17 protein-coding genes are annotated in these 20,288 nt (G+C 70.6%); 12 read left to right on the plus strand and 5 right to left on the minus strand.

Annotation, left to right across the window (positions count from 1 at the left end; all coding sequences use genetic code 11):
* Positions 1 to 2: 2 nt before the first annotated feature.
* The 11 genes from BVH73_RS04865 to BVH73_RS04915 all read left to right on the plus strand — a co-directional run bounded on the left by BVH73_RS04865 (position 3) and on the right by BVH73_RS04915 (position 13,050).
* On the plus strand, positions 3 to 1,454 hold the full coding sequence (locus BVH73_RS04865; protein ID WP_079416595.1) for an efflux transporter outer membrane subunit: 1,452 nt from the start codon (positions 3 to 5) through the stop codon (positions 1,452 to 1,454).
* A gap of 518 nt (positions 1,455 to 1,972) precedes the next feature.
* A complete protein-coding gene (locus BVH73_RS04870) occupies positions 1,973 to 4,204 on the plus strand; it encodes a TonB-dependent hemoglobin/transferrin/lactoferrin family receptor (protein ID WP_079416597.1) in 2,232 nt (743 codons plus the stop codon).
* A 19-nt stretch (positions 4,205 to 4,223) separates the two neighbouring features.
* A complete protein-coding gene (locus tag BVH73_RS04875; RefSeq protein WP_079416599.1) occupies positions 4,224 to 5,324 on the plus strand; it encodes a hemin-degrading factor in 1,101 nt (366 codons plus the stop codon).
* A complete protein-coding gene (locus BVH73_RS04880; RefSeq protein ID WP_245800415.1) occupies positions 5,312 to 6,406 on the plus strand; it encodes a heme/hemin ABC transporter substrate-binding protein in 1,095 nt (364 codons plus the stop codon). The genes BVH73_RS04875 and BVH73_RS04880 overlap by 13 nt, the downstream gene beginning before the upstream one ends.
* A 20-nt stretch (positions 6,407 to 6,426) precedes the next feature.
* Positions 6,427 to 7,494: a FecCD family ABC transporter permease gene (locus BVH73_RS04885; protein WP_079416601.1), complete on the plus strand. Its 1,068-nt coding sequence runs from the start codon at positions 6,427 to 6,429 to the stop codon at positions 7,492 to 7,494.
* A gap of 6 nt (positions 7,495 to 7,500) precedes the next feature.
* Positions 7,501 to 8,337 carry an ABC transporter ATP-binding protein gene (locus BVH73_RS04890; protein ID WP_079416603.1) on the plus strand — a complete coding sequence of 279 codons (837 nt, stop codon included), beginning with the start codon at positions 7,501 to 7,503 and terminating at the stop codon, positions 8,335 to 8,337.
* A complete protein-coding gene (locus BVH73_RS04895; RefSeq protein ID WP_169836752.1) occupies positions 8,334 to 9,164 on the plus strand; it encodes a TonB family protein in 831 nt (276 codons plus the stop codon). The genes BVH73_RS04890 and BVH73_RS04895 overlap by 4 nt, the downstream gene beginning before the upstream one ends.
* Positions 9,165 to 9,177: 13 nt before the next feature.
* The gene (locus BVH73_RS04900) at positions 9,178 to 9,897 is read left to right on the plus strand and encodes a MotA/TolQ/ExbB proton channel family protein (protein WP_079416605.1); all 720 of its coding nucleotides are present in this window, start codon (positions 9,178 to 9,180) and stop codon (positions 9,895 to 9,897) included.
* On the plus strand, positions 9,897 to 10,340 hold the full coding sequence (locus tag BVH73_RS04905; protein WP_079416607.1) for an ExbD/TolR family protein: 444 nt from the start codon (positions 9,897 to 9,899) through the stop codon (positions 10,338 to 10,340). Before BVH73_RS04900 ends, BVH73_RS04905 begins: the two co-directional genes overlap by 1 nt.
* Before the next feature lie 84 nt (positions 10,341 to 10,424).
* Positions 10,425 to 10,904, plus strand: coding sequence for a DUF2325 domain-containing protein (locus BVH73_RS04910; protein WP_079416609.1), 480 nt, complete (start codon positions 10,425 to 10,427; stop codon positions 10,902 to 10,904).
* Positions 10,905 to 11,241: 337 nt separating this feature from the next.
* On the plus strand, positions 11,242 to 13,050 hold the full coding sequence (locus BVH73_RS04915) for a cation:proton antiporter domain-containing protein (RefSeq protein ID WP_079416611.1): 1,809 nt from the start codon (positions 11,242 to 11,244) through the stop codon (positions 13,048 to 13,050).
* A gap of 36 nt (positions 13,051 to 13,086) precedes the next feature.
* Here BVH73_RS04915 and BVH73_RS04920 read toward each other — a convergent pair whose 3' ends face one another.
* Both BVH73_RS04920 and BVH73_RS04925 read right to left on the minus strand, forming a co-directional pair.
* Positions 13,087 to 13,764: a histidine phosphatase family protein gene (locus tag BVH73_RS04920; protein ID WP_079416612.1), complete on the minus strand. Its 678-nt coding sequence runs from the start codon at positions 13,762 to 13,764 to the stop codon at positions 13,087 to 13,089.
* Between the two features lie 84 nt (positions 13,765 to 13,848).
* On the minus strand, positions 13,849 to 15,096 hold the full coding sequence (locus BVH73_RS04925; RefSeq protein ID WP_079416614.1) for a Y-family DNA polymerase: 1,248 nt from the start codon (positions 15,094 to 15,096) through the stop codon (positions 13,849 to 13,851).
* Positions 15,097 to 15,716: 620 nt separating this feature from the next.
* Here BVH73_RS04925 and BVH73_RS04935 point away from each other — a divergent pair.
* Complete coding sequence (locus BVH73_RS04935) at positions 15,717 to 17,372, plus strand: Na/Pi cotransporter family protein (protein ID WP_079416618.1); 1,656 nt, start codon at positions 15,717 to 15,719, stop codon at positions 17,370 to 17,372.
* Positions 17,373 to 17,407: 35 nt separating this feature from the next.
* Here the strand turns inward: BVH73_RS04935 and BVH73_RS04940 are convergent, their stop codons facing one another.
* From BVH73_RS04940 to BVH73_RS04950, 3 genes are read right to left on the minus strand one after another with little or no spacing between them, the layout of a single operon-like run.
* Positions 17,408 to 18,280, minus strand: a complete 873-nt coding sequence (locus BVH73_RS04940) for a DMT family transporter (protein ID WP_079420344.1) — start codon at positions 18,278 to 18,280, stop codon at positions 17,408 to 17,410.
* A 39-nt stretch (positions 18,281 to 18,319) separates the two neighbouring features.
* Entirely contained in the window at positions 18,320 to 18,829 is a 510-nt protein-coding gene (locus tag BVH73_RS04945) for a methylated-DNA--[protein]-cysteine S-methyltransferase (protein ID WP_079416620.1), read from the minus strand.
* Entirely contained in the window at positions 18,826 to 20,280 is a 1,455-nt protein-coding gene (locus BVH73_RS04950) for an AlkA N-terminal domain-containing protein (RefSeq protein WP_079416622.1), read from the minus strand. Before BVH73_RS04950 ends, BVH73_RS04945 begins: the two co-directional genes overlap by 4 nt.
* Between the last annotated feature and the right edge of the window lie 8 nt (positions 20,281 to 20,288).

The raw sequence follows: 20,288 nt of genomic DNA on the forward strand, positions 1-20,288 counted from the left end.
CCATGAATCCGACCACCTCGCCCCGTCTTTGGCTCGTCGCGCCGTTGGTGCTCCTGCTCGGCGCCTGCGCCGCCACCCCGCCCGAGCCCGCCGTGAAAATCGCGCTGCCCGCCAGCTACGCCCAGGCCCAGAGCGGCTGGACGCCGGCGCAGCCGCTGGCCGCGGCGCCGCGTGGCGCGTGGTGGAGCGTGTTCAACGACCCGGTGCTGGCCGGACTCGAAGCGCAGGTGGCGCAGCACAACCAAAGCCTGGCCGCCCAGCTCGCCGCCTATGAGCAGGCGCAGGCCGCCGTGTCGCAGGCCCAGGCCGCCTACTACCCCACCCTGACCGCTGGCGCCGCCGCCACGCGGGCGAAAGCCGCCGGCACCGGCGCGGTCGGCAACAGCCTGAGCGCCTCGCTGGGCGCCAGTTGGGAGCCCGATCTGTGGGGCAAGGTGCGCCTGCAGGTACAGGCCGGACAGGCCACGGCCGAGGCCAGCGCGGCCACGCTGCAGAACACCCAGCTCAGCCTGCAGTCCACCCTGGCCACCAGCTATCTGCAACTGCGCACCGTGGACGCGCAGATCGCGCTGGCCCAGGACACCGTGGCCGCCTACCAGCGCGCCCTGCAGCTCACCGACAACCGCTACAAGGCCGGGGTGGATACCGCCGCCGACGTCGCCCAGGCGCGCACCCAGCTGCTGCAGGCGCAGACCAGCCTGACCGATCTCGGGGTGACGCGGGTGCAGTTGCAGAACGCCATCGCCGTGCTCGTGGGCCAGCCTCCGGCCGACTTCACCCTGCCCGCGGGAGACGCCCTGCCCGAGGTGCCCGCCATTCCTGCGGGCATCCCCGCCCAGCTGCTCCAGCGTCGGCCCGACCTGGCCGCGGCCCAGGCGCAGGTGGCCGCGGCGAACGCCCAGATCGGCGTCGCGCAGACCGCGTGGTTCCCCGATCTCACTTTGTCGGCGCAGGGTGGCAGCCAGGCGGCGCGCATCGCGCAACTGTTCTCCGCGCCCTCGCTGTTCTGGTCCATCGGCCCGCAGCTCGCGGCGACGCTGTTCGACGGCGGGCTGCGCCGCGCGCAGGTGCAAAGCAGCCAGGCCGCCTACCGCGAGACCGTCGCCAACTACCGCCAGAGCGTATTGACCGCGCTGCAACAGGTCGAAGACAACCTCGCCGCGCAACGCATCCTGTCGCAAGAGGCCCAGCAGCAGGCCGATGTGGTGCAGGCCGCCGAGGTCTCGCTGCGCCTGGCCGAAAACCAGTACAAGGCCGGCACCGCGCCCTACCTCAACGTACTCACCGCGCAGACCACGGCCACCAGCGCACGCAACGCGCAGCTCACCCTGCTGAACCGTCGCTACGCTGCCAGCGTCGGGTTGATTCAGGCCCTGGGCGGCGGCTGGGGCACCGCCGACACCCCCGCCATCGGCCCCTTGCCCACCGCTTCGGCCGCCTCGCAGAGCCGATAACACGCCGTCGCGCTCAGGTCATCCCCCTCCCAACCTCCCCCACAGGTGGGGGAGGAGAAGACAGCACCGCGTGCGATCTGCGTGTGCCCCTCCCAGCCTCCCCCACAGGTGGGGGAGGAGAAGACAGCACGGCGTGCGATCTGCGCATGCCCCTCCCAGCCTCCCCCACACAGGGCGGGAGGCGTGTTTGCTCCCTCCCCACTCGTGGGGAGGGCCGGGGTGGGGAGGGCGGCCTCGCACTTCAACGCGCCCCATCCACGACGACCTGGGTCGACAGCTCGATTTGCAATTATCTTGCAAATGCGATTACTTCTCATGTAGGATTTGTTGCATCTTCACCGGCGACCGCGCCGTGGCGCTGAGCGTCACGCGCGGTCGCCAAGGCATACGCCAGCCTCATCGCAAGCCGTGCCTGTAACTCCCAAGACCACGCCGGGCCGTTCCCGGAGGTCTTGACCCCTTCGGGGGCGGACGAGGTGTGACCCCGTCCTGGAGATTCACCTACAGGAGCAGCAAACGTGTGGCGTCACAAGATTTTGTGGGTTTCGATGTGCATGGCGTGGGGCGGTTCGGCCACCCCGGCCCTGGCTGACGACAGCAACAAGCCGCAGCCCGGCCCGGCACCCACCGCGAGTGCGGCGGGCTCGGTCACTTCATCGGCGCTTCCCGGCGTCACCATCACCTCCACCCGGACCGCGCGCTCGGTGGACGACGTGCCCGATACTGTCACCGTGCACACGGCGCGGCAGATCGAGTTGTCGGGCGCGCGCAATATCGAAGAGCTGTTCCGCGACGAGCTCGACGTCACCGTCAACCACGATCCGGCACGCTTCACCGCGGCGAGCTCCTCGACCGGGCGGGCCGGCAATGCCGGCATCAACATCCGCGGGCTCGAAGGCAATCAGGTGTTGATGATGACCGACGGCATCCGCCTGCCCTTCGCCTTCGACTTCGGCCCCTTCAGCACCGGCCGCGGTGACTATGTGGACGTCAACGCCTACAAGTCCGTGGAAGTGCTGCGCGGCCCGGCCTCCACCCAATACGGCAGCGACGGCCTGGCCGGCGCGGTGCAGTTTTTCACCCTCGACCCTCAAGACCTGCTCAAGCCCGGCTCGAACGCCAATGGCTTCGCCCGACTGTCGTACTCCAGCGTAGACCGCTCGTGGAACACAGCGGTGGCCGGCGCCGGCCAGAAAGGCCCATGGCAGGGGCTGCTGCTGGGCAGCTTCTCGCGCGGCCACGACCAGGACAACAGGGGCGGCAACGACGCCGCCAACGTCACCCGCACCACGCCCAACCCGATGGACTGGCGCAGCCAGTATGTGCTGGGCAAGGCCATCCTCGCCATCACGCCAAGGCAAAGTCTGGGGCTGACCGTGGAAGCCCTGCGGCGCAAGCAGGACACCGACGTGCTGTCGGCCCTTGCCGTGCCGCCCTACGCCGCCACCAGCACCCGCGGCCTCACCGCGAACGACGCCATAGCCCGCAACCGCCTGTCGTTGCGGCACGACTGGTCGGGCGACGGCTGGCTGCGCGCGGCCCGCACCGAGGTGTACTGGCAGGACGCCGAAGTGCGGCAGCGCACCTGGGAAGACCGCAACACCGCCGCCGACCGCACCCGCGACAACACCTACCGCCAACGCATCCTCGGCCTGTCCACCCAACTGCAGAGCCGCATCGCCACCGACACCTGGCTGCACCGTCTGAGCTGGGGCGCCGATCTCAGCACCTCGCGCATCAGCGCGGTGCGCGACGGCACCGTGCCCGCGGCAGGCGAGACCTTTCCCACCAAGCCCTTCCCGGACACCGACTACCGCCTGATGGGTCTGTTCGTGCAGGACGAGATCGACTCCGAGCGCCTCACCTTCATCCCCGGCCTGCGGCTCGACGGCTACCAGCTCGACCCGAGCACCAGCGGCTACGGCGGCAAGGCCGTCTCGCTCAGCGATCACGCCGTCTCGCCGCGTCTGGGCGCCATCTGGCGGCTGGCGCCGCAGGCCCAGCCCTATGTGCAGTGGGCGCTGGGCTTTCGCGCACCCACGCCCGATCAGGTCAACAACAACTTCGCCAACCCGCTGCAGGGCTACACCAGCGTGGGCAATCCCGATCTGCAGGCCGAGCACGCCAACAGCATCGAGCTGGGGCTGCGCGGCAGCCAGGGCAACGTGAGCTACTCGCTGGCCGCCTATCACAACCGCTACCGCAACTTCATCGAGCAGACCGTGGTGGGCGGCACGGGCACGCCCACCAATCCGCTGGTCTTCCAGTACGTCAACCTGAGCAAGGCCACCATCCGCGGCCTCGAAGCCCGGGCGCGCTGGCAGGCCACCTCGCAATGGTCCTTCAACGCCGGGGCGGCCTACAGCCGCGGCGACTACGAGCAAAACGGCGTGAGCGCGCCGCTGAACTCGGTGCAGCCGCTGCGCCTGCTCGTCGGCGCCCAGTACGACGCAGGCTGGCTGGGCGGCAAGCTCGACGTGCAGCACACCCAGGGCAAGGCGCTCGGCCGCATCGACACCGCCGACTACACCGGCAGCCCCTTCACGCCCAAGGCCTACACCGTGGTCAACGTCGGCCTGTGGTGGAAGCCCACGCCGCGCATCACCGTGTCGGGCAACCTCAACAACCTGTTCGATGAAAAGTACTGGGTCTGGGACGACGTGCGCGGCCTGTCGGCCAGCAGCCCGGTGCTCGACGCCTACACCGAACCCGGACGCAATGTGCAGATCGCGCTGCGCTACGACTTCTGACCCCTCACCGGAGATCGCCATGAGCCATGCCCTATCCCAGCAGTCCATCGACCCCACGCAGGCCTTGCGCGACGCCTACGCCCAGGCGCGCCGCGGCACCCCGCCGCTGCGTCAGCGCGACGTCGCCGCGCAGCTCGGCTGCTCCGAAGGCGAGATCGTCGCCGCGCACGTGGGCGCGCCCGAAGACGGCGCGCTGTCGGCGCTGCGCCTGCAGCCGCGCTGGCGCGACCTGTTCCCTGCCTTCGAGTCGCTCGGCGACGTCATGGCGCTGACCCGCAACGCCTCGTGCGTGCACGAAAAGACCGGCACCTACCGCAACGTCTCGTGCACCGACCGCGGCGGGCTGGTGCTCGACCGACAGATCGACCTGCGGCTGTTCTTCAGCCGCTGGACGCATGGTTTCGCCGTGACCGAGAACGGCAACGGCGGAACGCGCCAGAGCCTGCAGTTCTACGACGCCCAGGGCCAGGCCCTGCACAAGATCCACGCCCGCCCCGCCACCGACCTGAAGGCCTGGCAGGAGCTGATCGCGCAGTTCCGCGCGCCGCAGCAGCAGGCGGGCATGCAGCCCGAGCCGGCGCCCCCCCTGGAGGCCGAACGCGACGACGGCGACATCGACGTGGCCCAACTGCGCGAGGAGTGGGCCGGGCTGCGCGACACCCACGAGTTCTTCGGCCTACTCAAACGCCACGGCCTCACCCGCACCCAGGCGCTGCGGCTGGCCGATCCGCGCTTTGCCATCGAAGTCGAGCGCGACGTGCTGCCCCGCATGCTGCAGGACGCCGCGCGCGATGCCGTGCCCATCATGGTGTTCGTTGGCAACCCCGGCATCATCCAGATCCACTCGGGCACGGTGCAGAAGATCGTGCCGATGGGGCCGTGGATCAACGTGCTCGATCCCGGCTTCAACCTGCATCTGCGGCAAGACCATGTCGCCCGCGCCTGGGTGGTGCGCAAGCCCACGAGCGACGGCCTCGTCACCTCGCTGGAGCTGTTCGATGCCGCGGGCGAGACCATCGCCATGCTGTTCGGCGAACGCAAGCCCGGCACGCAAGAGCTGGCGGCCTGGCAGAACCTGATGAACCACGTCGCCCAGGAAGAAGCGCTATGCGCCGCCTGACCACGGCCCATCCCGCTGCGGCCCGGTTCGACACCTCAGAAGGTGTGAATGAACCCGGCGTGGCCGAGCGGCGTGCCCAAAGGGATCCAATCAAGACGCAAAGCACAGCCGTGCCCAACGGCACGGCGCGCATTTGCAACGCCGAATGGGGCCCTTTGGGCATGATGAGCGGGCATGGCGGATTTGTTCACACCTTCTCAGCGCGCCTGTCGGGCCTTTCGCGCCGCGACGTGCTGACGGGCGGCGCGGCGTCCTTGTTCGGCGTGCTGTGCGGCGGTTCGCTCGCGCAGGCCAGCCCTGGCCCGCGCGTGGTCAGCATCGGCGGCGGCATCACCGAGATCGTCTACGCCCTCGGCGCGCAGAGCCTGCTCGTCGGCGTGGACACCACATCCACCTTTCCCGCCGCGGCAGCCCGGCTGCCCAGCGTCGGCTACGCCCGGCAACTGTCGGCCGAAGGCATTCTCGCGCTCACGCCCTCGCTGGTGCTGGCCACGGCCGAGGCGGGGCCGCCCGCCGTGCTGCAGCAGTTGCGCGGCAGCGGCATCGCCTTGCAGACCCTCGATGCCGATCACCGCTTCGAAGGCCTGATCGCCCGCATCCAGGCTGTCGGCAAGGCCACGGGCCACGCGGACGCCGCGCAGGCCCTCGCCGCGAAAACCACGCGCGACTGGAGCCAGGTGCAGCGCGACATCGCCGCCGCCAGCCAGCGCCCGCGCGTGCTCTTTCTCATGGGCTTCGACATCGCCCGCATGATGGTGGCCGGACAGGGCACGGCGGCGCAGGCCATGCTCGACTATGCCGGTGCGCGCAACGCCGCGCAGGGCTACGGCGGCTACAAGCCGCTCACCCCCGAAGCCCTCATCGCCGCGCGCCCCGACGTGCTGCTGACGACCCGCCAGGCGCTCGATGCGGGCGGCGGCGCGGCAGGCCTGCTGCGCCAGCCCGGCATGGCGCAGACGCCCGCGGGCCAGGCGCGGCGCGTGGTCGCGCTCGACACCATGCTGCTGCTCGGCTTCGGTCCGCGCCTGCCCCTGGCCGTGCAGACCCTGCACCGCGATCTCGTGGCCAGCCTGTCGGCCTGAGCCCAAGGCCCCCGCGCACCATGAATCCCTGCACCGAACTCGCCCCGCCAAGGGCACGCCCGGCCCCACTGCGCTGGCTGCAAGGCCTGCAGCGCCGCCCGGCCCTCGCGCTCGGCGTGGCGCTCGCCGTCTGCCTGGTTCTGGCCGTGCAGGCCGGCGCGGTGGAGGTGCGCCGGGCCGACTGGTTGCAGCCCTTCGCGGCTACCTCGGGCAGTTATGTGCTGTGGGAGATTCGTCTGCCGCGCGCCCTGTTTGCCGCGCTGGTGGGCGCGGTGCTGGGGCTGTCGGGTGCGCTCACGCAGGGTCTGTTCCGCAATCCGCTGGCCGACCCCGGACTGCTCGGCGTGACCACGGGCGCGGCCCTGTTCGCGGCGCTGGTCATCGTGTTCTTCGCCGGCCTTGGCCTGGCGCTGCCGCCACCCCTGCGGCTCTGGCTGCTGCCGGCCGCAGCCTTCACCGGGGCCTTGCTCGTGGTCTTTCTGCTCGACCGCGCCGCGCGCTGGCTCACGCCGGGCTCCATCGCCGGGCTGTTGCTGACCGGCGTGGCGCTCAACGCCCTGGCCGGCTCGGTCATCGGCCTGGCCACCTACGCGGCCAGCGACGAGCAGTTGCGCAGCCTCTCGTTCTGGACCCTGGGATCGCTGGCCGGCGCCAACTGGACGCTGGTGCTCCTGCTCGCCGGCCTGCTGGCGCTCGGGCTGTGGTGGGTGCGCCGCCTGCTGCAGGCCATGAATGCCCTGGCGCTGGGCGAGGCGGTGGCGGCGCATCTGGGCATCGACGTCAACGCGCTGCGCGGCCGGGTCATCGTGGCGGTGGCGCTGCTGTCGGGCTTTGCCGTGGCGTGGACCGGGGTGATCGGCTTCATCGGCCTGATGGCGCCCAATCTGGTGCGGCTGCTCATCGGCCCGGACCAGCGGCAGGTGGCCCCGCTCTCCGCGCTGACCGGCGCCATCGTGCTCACGCTGGCCGACACCCTGGCCCGCACCGTGGCCATTCCCGCCGAGATTCCCGTGGGCATCTTCACCGCCCTGCTCGGCGGCCCGTTTTTCCTGCTCATGCTGCGGCCCGGCTTGAGCCGGGGAGGTTGACCGCCCATGTCTGCCCTGCCGCAAACCCAAGCCGCCGCCCTGCTGCATGTGGAGGGCGCGACGGCACGCCTCGGGCGCCATGTCGTCGGGCCGTTCGACCTGCACCTGCAGGCCGGACAGACCCTGGCCATCCTCGGCCCCAGCGGCGCAGGCAAGTCCACCCTGCTGCGGCTGCTCGCACGCGAGCTGCCTCCCGACTCGGGCACGGTGCGTTTCGAGGGCAAGCCGCTGCGACAGTGGAACGCGCTCGACCTCAGCCACCGCCGCGCCGTGCTGCCGCAGGGCTTCGACGTGGCCTTCGGTCTCGCGGCCGATCTGGTGGTGGCGCTGGGCCGCGTCGGGCGCCGACACGATCCGCAGCGCGACGCCATCGTGCAGGCCGCGCTCGAACTCGCCCGCGTGCCGCAGGTTCGCCACCGGCGCTTTCACACCCTGTCGGGCGGCGAGCAGGCGCGGGTGCAACTGGCCCGCGTGTTCGCGCAGCTCTGGGATGTGCAGGGCGGCCTGGTGCTGGTGGATGAACCCATCGCCGCACTCGATCCCGGCCTGCAGTTCGAGCTGATGCACGGTCTGATCGGCTTCGCCCGCGCGCGTCGTCATGCCCTGGTCGCCGTGCTGCACGACATCAACCACGCGCTGGCCGGCTTCGATCGGCTGCTGCTGGTTCGCGCCGCGCGGCAAATGGCCATCCTGCCCGCCGACCGCGCGGCCCTGCCCCAGCTGCAAACGCTTTACGGCGTGCGGCTGCAGGCCGTGGAACTGGGCGAGGGCCAATGGGCCACGGTGGTGCGGCCCGAGGCTGGCGCCGACATGGTCTCCATGAGCGACCGTGCCGCACCATGAACGGCCCCATCTCCTGGCCACACGCCTTCCGGGTGCAACTGTCGCGGCCGTCCTGGCCCGTGGTGCTGCTCGTCATGGCCGGGCTGCATCTCTGGCTGCTGGTCTGGGCGCGGTCGCTCGCCCCGACGCCCGTCACCGCCGCCGCTGCGTTGCAGAGCCCGCAGGTCCGCTGGATGCAGGCCGCCGTGCTGCCCGCACCCGAACCCGATCCGCAGGCCGCGCCGCGCGTCGATGGCACACGGACCACGCAACCCCGGCTGAAGACCCCCCCGCAGCCCCAACGCCCTCCGCACCCCGCGACCGCGCCCCCCGAGCCGGCCGCCGAACGCGCCCCTCAACGCACGCCCGACCCGGCACCGCTGCCCGTCCCTCTGCCGCGCAACGACGCCCCCGCGCCCACTCTGCAAGCCGCACCGGCCTCGCCACAGACGGCTGCCCCCACCACGGCCAAGGTCAGCCCGGCGCCGCCCAACACGCCAGCGGCCCGCACTGACGGCGATGTGCCACATCCGGCCCACCGCGCTGCGGCCTCAGACCCCACGCCGTCCGCCGCGCCCGCGCGCCCTGTCGATGCCCGCCAGTTCGGATGCGACTTCCCCCGCCCGCCCTACCCGCGTCTGGCCCGGCTGAATGGCGAGAGCGGAACCGCCGTGATGCACCTGACGCTGGCCCCCAGCGGCCAGATCAACGCCGCCGTGGTGGAGCGCAGCAGCGGCTCTGCCACGCTCGACGCCGCCGCGCTGGCCTCGGCCCGCGCCGGGCAGTGCGCCGCCGGTGTCGGCTTGCGGCAGGCCACGGTGCCCTTCCACTTCCAGCTTGACCCTTGAAGGAGACTTCCCCATGCAGACATTCGGTCTGGGCGTTCTATGGCAGCAGGGCGATGCGGTGAGCCGCGCCACGCTGCTGATTCTGTTGGGCATGTCCTGCCTGTCGTGGACCCTCATCCTGATCAAAAGCCTCGACCTGCTGCGCTTCTCCCGCCAGGCCGCGCGGGTGGACACCCATTTCTGGGAATCGCACGATCTCGAATCGGGCGCCCCCATTCTGGGCCAGCCGGGCAGCCCCTTCCATGCCCTGTACCTGGCCGCAACCCAGGCCATGGCGCATCACACCGCCCACCCCCAGCATCTGCACACCCGCCTCGACCTGGGCGACTGGCTGGCCCGCGGCCTGAAGATGGCGCTGGAAGAAACCGCCGCCAGGATGCAGAGCGGGCTGGCCGTGCTGGCCTCCATCGGCAGCACCGCCCCGTTCGTCGGCCTGTTCGGCACGGTGTGGGGGATCTATCACGCCCTCATGGCCATCGGCGCCAGCGGCCAGGCCGGGCTGAACCAGGTGGCCGGCCCCATCGGCGAGGCGCTGGTGATGACGGCACTGGGCCTGTTCGTCGCCATTCCCGCCGTGCTCGGCTACAACGCGCTCACCCGCGCCGCCCGCAGCCAGGTGGCCAAGCTCACCCGTTTTGCCAACGGCCTGCACGCCCTGCTGCTCACCGGCGCCAACCCCGCCGCGCTCAAGCCCGGGCCGCGCCTGCAGGCCGTCGCGGCCCGGAGCGCCTGATGAACGCGCTCGACGCCGCCGCGCTCGACACCCCCATCGACGCGCCGCTGATGGGCGAGATCAACATGACGCCGCTGGTCGATGTGATGCTGGTGCTGCTCATCGTCTTCATGGTCACCCTGCCCGCGCTGGTCGACGCCGCCCAGGTGCGCCTGCCCCAGGCGAGCAGCACGCCCTTGCCGCGCAACCTGCCGCATGTCGATGTGCAACTCGCCGCCGACGGCACGCCGCGCTGGAACGGCGCGGCCGTGACCGCCGAGGCGCTGCAGGCCCGGCTGCGGCAGACCGCGCAGCAGAATCCGCCGCCGCAGATCCGGCTCTACGCCGATCGCGCCACGCCCTACGCCTTCGTGGCCGATCTGCTCGCCGCCGCGCAGCGCGCAGGCGTGCCGGGCGTGGCCTTCGTCACCGCGGCGCCCACGGGTGCGGGCGGGGCGCCTTGAGCCAGCCCTCCCTCCGTCCCTCTCCCTGGGCGTTCTTCTGACTTTTTTCTGAACCCTTTTTCTGACCGATCCGGCAAGTCCCGTATGCCCCCGCCACCCCGTACCGACCTCGCTTGGCTGACCGAGTACCACGCCCTGTGTCGCGCCTACGCCGATGCGCAGCACCACTGCACCGAGCTGATCCGTGGCCAGCAGCGCCGCATCGCCGCCCTCGAATCGCAGCTCATGCTGCTGCAGGGCGAGCTCATCCGCCGCGACACCGCGCTCGCCTGGGCGCAGGCAGACCAGGCCGTGCTCGCTGCGGGCAAGACCCCGGCCACGCCCGAGGCCGACCCGGCCGCGCTGGCCTCCAGCCTGCGCGCCGCCGATCTCGTGATCTGCCAGACCGGCTGCGTCAGCCACGGTGCGTACTGGCGGGTAGAGGACTATTGCCGCCGCACCGGCAAGCCCTGCGTGCTGGTCGATCAGCCCGAGGCGCTGCGCATCGTGCGGCTGCACCGGCCACCGCGCGCCGAATCCATGGCCGCGAGCTTCACGCCCGAGCGCGACGACCCAGCGGCCTGAGCGGACGGGCGAAGGGCCGCTTCAGGCCAGCCCTCCCCCTCCCAACCTCCCCCACCCTGTGGGGGAGGAGTAGGCAGCGCTGCGCGCGATCTGCATACGCCCTCCCAACCTCCCCCACCCTGTGGGGAAGAAGTAGGCAGCGCTGCGCGCGATCGGCGCAAGCGCCTCCCAACCTCTCTTAGCGTTGTAGGGGGACGCCGATTGGCTCCCTCCCCACTCGTGGGGAGGGCTGGGGTGGGGAGGCGCTTCAAACGACGACGCGCCCGATCCATGGGGCCTGTTCACCCTCGGCGCGCACCTGCAGCGCCCAAACCCCGGCCCGCCCTACCATCGCGCCATGTCCGCCACCGCCCTGCTCACTCTGCTTGCCGCCAGCGTCTTGCTGGTTCCCCTGTTCAAACGCTTCGGTCTGGGCTCGGTGCTCGGCTATCTCGTGGCGGGCATCGCGGTCGGGCCTTACGGTCTGGGCGTGGTGAGCCGACCCGAGTCGGTGCTGCACACTGCCGAACTGGGCGTCACGCTGCTGATGTTCCTCATCGGCCTGGAGCTGCAGCCCAGTCGCCTGTGGGCGCTGCGGCGGCAGGTGTTCGGCCTGGGTGCACTGCAGATGGCCGGGGTGGCGTTGCCGGCGGCGGCCCTGGCGGCGGCGCTGGGCATGGGGTGGACGGGCGCGGCGCTGGTCGGCGTGGCGCTGGCGATGTCGTCCACCGCCTACATCCTGCCGCTGCTGGCCGAGCGCCGGGAGCTGACCACGCGCTTCGGCCGCGAGACCTTCGCCATCCTCCTGTTCCAGGACGTGAGCGTCATTCCCATCCTGGCGCTGCTCGCCCTCACCGGCGCCGGGGGACATGCGCCGGGCTGGCCCGCCCTGGCCGCCTTGCTGGCCGTGGCCCTGGCCGGTCGGCCGGTGCTGGCCACCATGTTCCGCTACGTGGCGCGGTTCGGCGGAGGCAACCGCGAGCTGTTCGCCGCCGCCGCGCTGCTGGGTGCCGTGGGCATCGGCGTGGGGCTGAGCAGCGTGGGCCTGTCGGCCTCGCTGGGCGCCTTTCTCGCCGGGGTGCTGCTGGCCGATTCGGAATTCCGCCATGAGTTGGAGGCGGCCATCGAGCCTTTCGAGAGTCTGCTGCTCGGCCTGTTCTTCATCGCGGTGGGCATGGGCATCGCGCTGCCGCTGGTGGTGGCCCAACCCCTGCAGGTGCTCGGCCTGGGGGCGGGCATTCTGCTGCTCAAGGCGCTCACGCTCTACGCGGGGCGGCGGCTCATCGGCGGCGACGACGCGGTCAGCCGCCCCTTGGCCATCGTGCTGGCCTGCGGCGGCGAGTTCGCCTTCGTGCTGTTTGCCAGCGCGCGCGCAAACGGCCTGCTGAGCGGCCCCACCGCCGAGCTGCTGACCGTGGCGGTGGCGGTCTCCATGGCCCTGGCGCCGTTCCTGCTCATCCTCAACGACCGGCTGATCCAGCCGTGGGCGCGCAACCGGCAGGCGCCGCCGTTCAGCACCATCGACGAACCGGGCCAGCCCGTCGTCATTGCGGGTTACGGGCGCGTCGGCCAGGTCGTCGGACGGCTGCTCAACGCTCAGGGCGTGGCCTTCACCGCGCTGGATGCCAGCGCCGAACAGGTGGACTTCGTGCGCCAGTTCGGCAACAAGATCTACTACGGCGACGCCACCCGCCTGTCGCTGCTGCGCGCCGCCCATGTGCAGGACGCCCGGCTGTTCGTCCTCGCCGTCGATGACGTCGAAGCCAGCCTGAAGATCGCCGAGCTGCTGCGCACCCACTTCCCCGACGTGCCGCTGCTGGCGCGGGCGCGCAACCGCACCCATCTCATGCGCCTGCGCGAGCTCGGCGTGAAAGAGGTGCTGCGCGAAACCTGGGGCACCAGCGTGGAGCTGGGACGGCGGGCGCTGCAGACCGTGCAGCCCGACGTCGATGCCGACCGGGTGGCCGCGCTGTTCACCGCGCACGACCTGCGCCTGCTCGACCGCCAGCAGGCCGTCTCGCACGATCAGGCCGCGCTCATCGCCCTGTCGAAAGACGCCCGCGCCGAGCTGGAAGACATCCTCCAGGGCGACGCGCAACTGCACCTCGCCACCGCCCCGGACGTTGGCACTGCCGCATCCAAGGCTGTACCGGACGCGGCACCGTAGCCACCGTTGGGGTTCACCCCCGCTCCCGCGAGACGCTCAACGCTCCGTCGTCGGGCGCCACCATTTCGAGATGCGTTCGGAAATCTCGCGGTCGGGGAACGATTGGTAATGCGAGATGTCGTTGAACAGCTTGAGACGCGGGCGGACCTCGTTCATGAAATCGAGAATGTTCAGCGCCGCGGGGCTTTGATCGAGGCGCTCGCGGTAGCCGCGCGCATCCAGGCCCAGGAGGCTGCTGACGAGCAGGCGATTGGTGCCCTTGTGCGAGACGACCAGCACGGTCTGATGCCGGTGCCGCTCGATGATCTCGCGCAGAAAGGGCAGCGCCCGATGGATGACGCTCAGGCCCGACTCCCCGCCTTCGGGCGCCACCAGCAGGGGGTCTTCCTCCCACAGGCCGTAGGCCTGCGGGAAGCGGTCGATGACTTCATCGCGGGTCAGGCCTTCCCAGTTGCCGTAGTCGATCTCGCGCAGCGCGGCGGCGGTCTGAACCGGCAGACCATGCGGGGCGGCCACGAGCTGCGCGGTTTCCATGGTGCGGGCCATCGGGCTGGCGTAGGCCGCGGCGATGGGCACGCCCGACAGCCGCATGCCCAGGCTGGCGGCCTGCTCGCGCCCTTCGTCGGACAGGGGCTCATCGTTCGATCCGGCAAAGCGATCTTCCAGCGTCAGGCGGGTCTCGCCATGACGGACGAGCAGGATGCGTGTGGGCATCGGGGTCTCCCAGAGAGGTTGTGGGTGGAGGATATGGTGTCGCATCATTTTCGCCGCAGCCGTGGGGCTCTGCACTCACCCTTTTCATCCCTCCGTCTCCAGATCGGGGATGTGGTTGAACGCGATGCGCATGGGGGCTTCCGCTCGGCCCTGGTGGCCGCTGCCGCAATAGACGGTGTGGCGGCCGTAGCGCACGTTGAGGGCATCGACCGCACTCCACAGCGCGGCCTGCTCCGCCCCGGTGCCGGGCACGTCGTCGGCAAACAGGCTGGCGCTGGTCTGGCCGGGCTGGCGCAGATCGTGCAGCAGCATGGCAACCTTCATGGGCGCCCAGCCCGCAGGCACCATGCCGGGCCACAGCCCGCGCAGGGTGTGCAGCAGGGCGCGGGTGTCGGCCGTGGCGGCGAAGCGGGCGCCGTGCTCGGGCCGCAGGCGCTCGCCGTGGCGGCGGGTGAGCTTGAGCATCACGGTCATGGCACCCGCCAGCAGGTGTTCGCGGCGCAGACGCATGGCGGCTTTCTGCGTCAGGCGGTCGAGCACGGCCAGCGCGCCGTCCGCGCTGCGCATCTCGGGCGCGAGCACATGGGAATGGCCGAGCGAGCGCCGCGGATTCGCAGCCTGCACGCCCGACGCCAGCCCGTGCAGGCGATCGAAGAAGGCCTCGCCCGCCATGCCGCCCCACACCACGCGCAGTTGCTCGCGGCGCGCCTGCCAGAGCTGCTCCACGCTGTGGATGCCCTGCGCCTGCAGCCGCGCAAACATGCGCACGTTGATGCCGGTGAGATCGGTGAGCTGCATGCGCAACAGCGGGCCAGGCAGGTCGCCCGCGTCGATCACCACCAGACCGTCGGGCTTTTGCAGATTGGAGGCCTGCTTGGCCAGAAACACATTGGGCGCGATGCCCACCGACACCCGCATGCACTCGCCCAGCGCCTCGCGCAGCGCGGCCTTGAGACGCAGCGCCAGTTGCGTGGCCCGCTCGCGGCTGCTCCAGCCCATGGGCAGGCTGCAGGCCATCTCGTCGATGGACAACACGTTTTCGACCGGGGCAATGGTGTCCACCACGGCCACGGCGCGATGGTGGATCTGCACATACTCGGCATGCCGCGCCACCACGAACACGATGTTCGGGCAAAGCCTGCGCGCTTCGGCCACCTGCGTGCCCGTCTTCACGCCGAAGGCCTTGGCCTCGTAGCTGGCGGCGATGCAGCAGGTGGTGTCGGCCATCATGGGCACCACGCCCACGGGACGCCCTCGCAACTCAGGGCAGAGCTGCTGCTCGACCGAGGCGAAGTAGGAGTTGAAATCGACCAGCAGGCAGCGCAGCGTCATGGCATGTCGTGCCGATGAGGCACGCCCTAATACTGTTTTTATGTTCAGTATTTCACAACGGCGCCGACGGCGCAATGCGGGACACACCAGGGCCTGTTATGGCGACGCTGAACAAATTTTCGTGAAGGCGCGCGCCTGGCCGCGGGAGGGGATGCAAGGCGCAAACCACGGCCCTGGCCCAAGCGATTGATCTGGTCTGGAGAAGGATGAACGGGCATGGGCTCCGCCATGCAGGCGTCTCCCCCTCCCAACCTCCCCCACGCTGTGGGGGAGGAGAAGACTGCGCTGCGCGCAATCTGCGTAAGCCCTCCCAACCTCCCCCACGCTGTGGGGGAGGAGAAGACAGCGCTGCGCGCGATCTGCGTAAGCCCTCCCAACCTCCCCCACGCTGTGGGGGAGGAGAAAACGGCGCTACGCGCGATCTGCGTAAGCCCTCCCAACCTCCTCCCCCTGTGAGGGAAGCGTGTTGGCTCCCTCTCCACTTGTGGGGAGGGTTGGGGTGGGGTGCCGTTTCAAACGTCAACGTGCCGGATCAACAAGTGCGCGGCCGCGCACCCTCGGCGGCATGGGCGTATATTCGCCGGTTTGGTCCATACCGCACGGCCAGTGCGCACAACACCATGGCGATTTCCATTCTGCTCGACCTGATCGGCGGCGTCTCGCTGCTGCTTTGGGGTCTGCACATGGTGCAAAGCGGCATCCTGCGCGCTTTCGGCCCCCGGTTGAAGGCCTGGCTGGGCCGCCTGCTGAAGACCCGGCTGCACGCGCTCGCCGCCGGTGTCGGCGTGACCGCACTCCTGCAGAGCAGCACGGCAACCGGGCTGATGCTGTCGTCCTTCGCCGCGGCGGGCATGATCGACCTGGTTCCGGCGATGGCGGTGATGCTGGGCGCGAACATCGGCACCACGCTGATCGTGCAGTTGCTGTCGTTCGACACCTCGGCGGTCGCGCCCGCCCTGCTCTTCACCGGGCTGGTCGCGTTCAAGCGCGGTGGCCGCACCGTGACCCGCGATCTGGGCCGCGTGGCCATCGGCCTCGGGCTGATGCTGCTGTCGCTGCATCTGCTGCTCACCGACCTGGCCCCCGCGGAGCATGCCCCCCTGGTCGGCCAGATGCTGCAGGCGCTGACCGATCAGCCCCTGCTCACGCTGCTGCTCGGCGCCGTGCTCACCTGGGCCGCGCACTCCAGTGTGGCCACGGTGCTGCTGACCATGTCGCTGGCGTATTCGGGCTTCGTCACCCCCACGGCCGCACTGGCCCTGGTGCTGGGGGCCAATCTGGGCAGCGCCCTCAATCCGCTGCTGGAAGTGGGTGACGGCGGCAACCTGGCCAAGCGCCGCGTGCCCGTCGCCAATCTGGTCAACCGGGTCGTGGGCTGCGTGCTGGTGCTGCCCTTCGTGCACCTGATCGGCAAGACACTGCTCGCACTGGAGCCCAATCCGGTGCGCATGGTGGCCGACTTCCATACCGGCTTCAATGTCGCCCTCGCCCTGCTGTTCATCCTGCCCCTGCCCTGGATGGCCAGACTCCTGGAACGCCTGCTGCCCGAGTCCAAACCGCAGGACGACGTGGGCACTCCCCTCTATCTCGACGACAGCCTGGTGGAGATGCCCTCCGTGGCGCTGGCCAACGCCGCCCGCGAGACCCTGCACATGGGCGATATCGTCGAGACCATGCTGCGCCAGGGCACCCAGGCGCTGCTGGCGGGCGACCGCAAGCTGGCCGACGCCGTGGCCCAGCTCGACGATGCGGTGGACAAGCTGCACGAGGCCATCAAGCTCCATCTCGTGCGCATCACCCAGGAGTCGCTCGACGACGTCGAAAGCCGCCGCGCCATGGAGATCATGACGCTGTCGGTCAACCTCGAACACATCGGCGACATCATCGACAAGAACCTCATGGAACTGGCCCAGAAGAAAATCCGCCGCCAGTTGCAGTTTTCCGCCATGGGGCAGGAAGAAATCGCCGCCTTCGTCCGCCTCATCCAGGAGAGTCTGCAACTGGCGTTCAGCGTCTTCCTGTCAGGCGACGTGAAAGTGGCCAGGCAGCTCGTCGCCCAGAAAACGCGCGTCCGCGAGCTGGAAGCCGCCGCGTCCGAGAATCATCTGGAGCGACTGCGCGACGGTGTGCGCGAAACCCTCGAGACCAGCTCGCTGCACCTCGACGTCTTGCGCGATCTCAAGCGCATCCACTCGCACATCGCCGCGACCGCCTACCCCGCCCTGGAAGCCGCCGGCCAGCTGCGCAACACGCGACTGAAAAGCCGGGACGATTGACCCGCGCGGCAGAGCGCCAGGACGGCCGCACGGGTTCAGGCCCGCAGACCCGCCAGCCGCTTCCACTGCCCGCTCGCCAGCGCCGTGCCCGCCAGAATGATCGCGCAGCCCGCCAGCATGGCGCCGGTCACGGGCTCGTGCAGAAACAGCGCGCCCCACAGCATGCCGAAGGCCGGGATCAGGAAGGTGACCGAGGCGGCGTAGGCCGCGCCCACCTGCGCCACCAGGCGGAAATACAGCACATAGGCCAGCCCGGTGCACAGCACGCCCAGCGCCGCCACGGCGGCCCAGATGTCGCCCCGCACCGCGTGCGCGGGCCAGGCGAACGTGGCGGGCAGGGCAAGCAGCGCCACGGCCGTGAGCTGGCTGCCGAACGCGGTGAGCGCCGGATCGACCCCGGCCAGATGGCGGCGGGCGAAATGCACGGCATAGCCATAGGACATCGGTGCCAGCAGCACCGCGGCGACCGCCCAGTGCGCCGCGCCCTGCGACAGCCCGGGCTGATCGCTGACCAGAACGACCACGCCCACCAGACCGACCCCCAGGCCCACGATCTGCGCCCGGCTGATCGGCGCGCCGAACAGCGTCGCCCCCAGCACGGCCGCCCACAGCGGCGTGGTGGCATTCAGAATGGCCTCGAAGCCCGCGCCCAGGTGCAGCGCGCCCACCGCGAACAAGGTGAACGGCAACGCCGAGTTGGTCACGCCGACGACCAGCAGCGGCCACAACTTGCGGCGGAACTGGGCACGCGCCGCGGCCGTGCGCAGCACCGGCAGCAGCACCAGTGAGGCAATGCCCACGCGCAGCGCGATGAGCGGCACCGGGCCGAATTCGGGCACGGCGATGCGCAGGAACAGAAAAGACGCCCCCCAGATGGCGGCAAGCAGAAACAGTTCGATGAAAGGCATGGGCATGATGAGGCGGATGTGCAGCGCGGGTCGCGGCGCTCAGGCCGCGCGCGGGCGGGTGGTGGCGGGGCTCTTGGTGAATGGGGCGGCGTGTTCGAGATCGAGCAGCGCCCGCTTGCGCGGCAGGCCGGCAGCGTAACCGGTCAAGGCGCCGTCATGGCCGACGACGCGGTGGCAGGGCACGATGATGAGCAGCGGGTTGCGCCCCACCGCCGCGCCCACTGCGCGGGCATGGGTGCCGGGCAGCCCGAGGCGCTGCGCCAGCGTCGCATAGCTGATCGTCTGCCCGGCGGGCACGGTCTGCAGCGTCCGCCAGACCTCCTGCTGAAACGGCGTACCTTCGGGTCGCAAGGGCAGACCGAAGACGACGGCCTCGCCGCGGAAATAGGCCTGCAGTTGCGCCTGCGCTCGCCGCAGCACAGGCGTGGCGGTGGCGATTGCCGCTGCAGGCGATGCCGCGTCGAGAAAGTGCACCCCGACCAGCGCATCGCCATCCGCGGTGAGCTGCAGCGCCCCCAGCGGGCTGTCCATGACCAAGACGTTTTTCACGATCGTTCTCCTTCCGTCGCGCGGCGCCACAGATGCACCGCGGCATAGCCCCGCCACGGCGCCCAGCGCGCGGCATGGGCCAGCACGTCGGCCGGACGGGTCAGGCCGAGCTGTTTGCGCAGCACCAGATCGCCGGCGGGAAAGGCATTCGGCCAGCCCAGACCGCGCAGCGCAATCACCTGCGCCGTCCAGTCGCCGATGCCGGGCAAGGCCTGCAGCGCCGCAAGGGTGGATTCGACCGGGGCAAGCGGCTGCAGCGCCACGCGACCGCTGGCCACGGCTTCGGCCAGCGCGTGCAGGCTGAGGGCGCGGGCGCCCGTCAGGCCGCAGGCGCGAAGCGCCTCGGGCGTGCAGGCGGCCAGCGTGGGCGCGTCGGGCAGGGTGCGGCACAAGCCCTCGGGCGCATCGAGCACGGGAGTGCCGTGACGCTGCGCCAGGCGGGCCAGAATGCCGCATGCCTGCGGCAGACCAATCTGCTGCCCGACCACGGCGCGCAAGGCGATCTCGAACCCGTCGAAAGCGCCGGGTACGCGAAGGCCAGGCACCTCGGCGGCGAACTCGGGCAGATGGGCATCGATCAGATCGGGACGCGCGCCGAGGTCGAACAGCCGCCGCACGCCCGCCAGAATGCGGCCGATGTGCGGCGACAGATGCGGCGGCAGAGTCAGGCGCAGGCCGTGGCGCTCAGGCTCGTGGGTCACCGAGATCCAGCCCGTGACCGTCGCCGCGCCCGGCTCGCCGCGGAAAGCGATGGCGCGGCTGTAGCGGTCGGCGGTGACGCGCTCCACGCCGTCCACCGCGCGGCGCGCCAGAAAATCGATCATCTGGCCCCAGGCATAAGGCGGCCGGTAGCCCAGGGACACGGTGAGCAGATCTTCCTGCCCGGAGCCACCGCCCGTTCGCCGCAGCCGCAGCGGCGTCAGTCCATAGCGGCTGCGAAACAAGTGATTGAACCGCCGCACGCTGCCAAAGCCTGCCGCGCCAGCCACCGCGGCCATGGGCAGCGCCGTGTCGGTGAGCAGGCCCTTGGCCAGCAGCAGCCGCTGCGTCTGCGCATAAGCCACCGGCGAAACGCCGAACTCCGCCTCGAAGATGCGCCGCAAATGCCGCGGCGTCACGCCCACGCGGCTCGCGACGGTGCCCAATCCGTCGTGATCGGTCAGCCCCTGGTCGATCAGCGCGGCCGCGGCGCGGGCGAGCTGGCCCGAGAGATCGAGCACGCCATGGCCCGGCGCCAGTTCGGGGCGGCAGCGCAGGCAAGGCCGATAGCCCGACTGCTCCGCCGCCGCCGCGCTGGGATAGAAGTTGCAGTTGCACCGCAGCGGCGTGCGCACGGCACACACCGGTCGGCAATACACCCCGGTGGACGAGACGCCCACGTAAAACCAGCCATCGAAGCGGCGGTCGCGGGTGAGCAGCGCGCTGTAACAGGTGTCAGGATCGAGTCGCATGCCTTCAC

The sequence above is a fragment of the Thiomonas intermedia genome (genome assembly GCF_002028405.1).
Classification (GTDB): domain Bacteria; phylum Pseudomonadota; class Gammaproteobacteria; order Burkholderiales; family Burkholderiaceae_C; genus Thiomonas; species Thiomonas intermedia.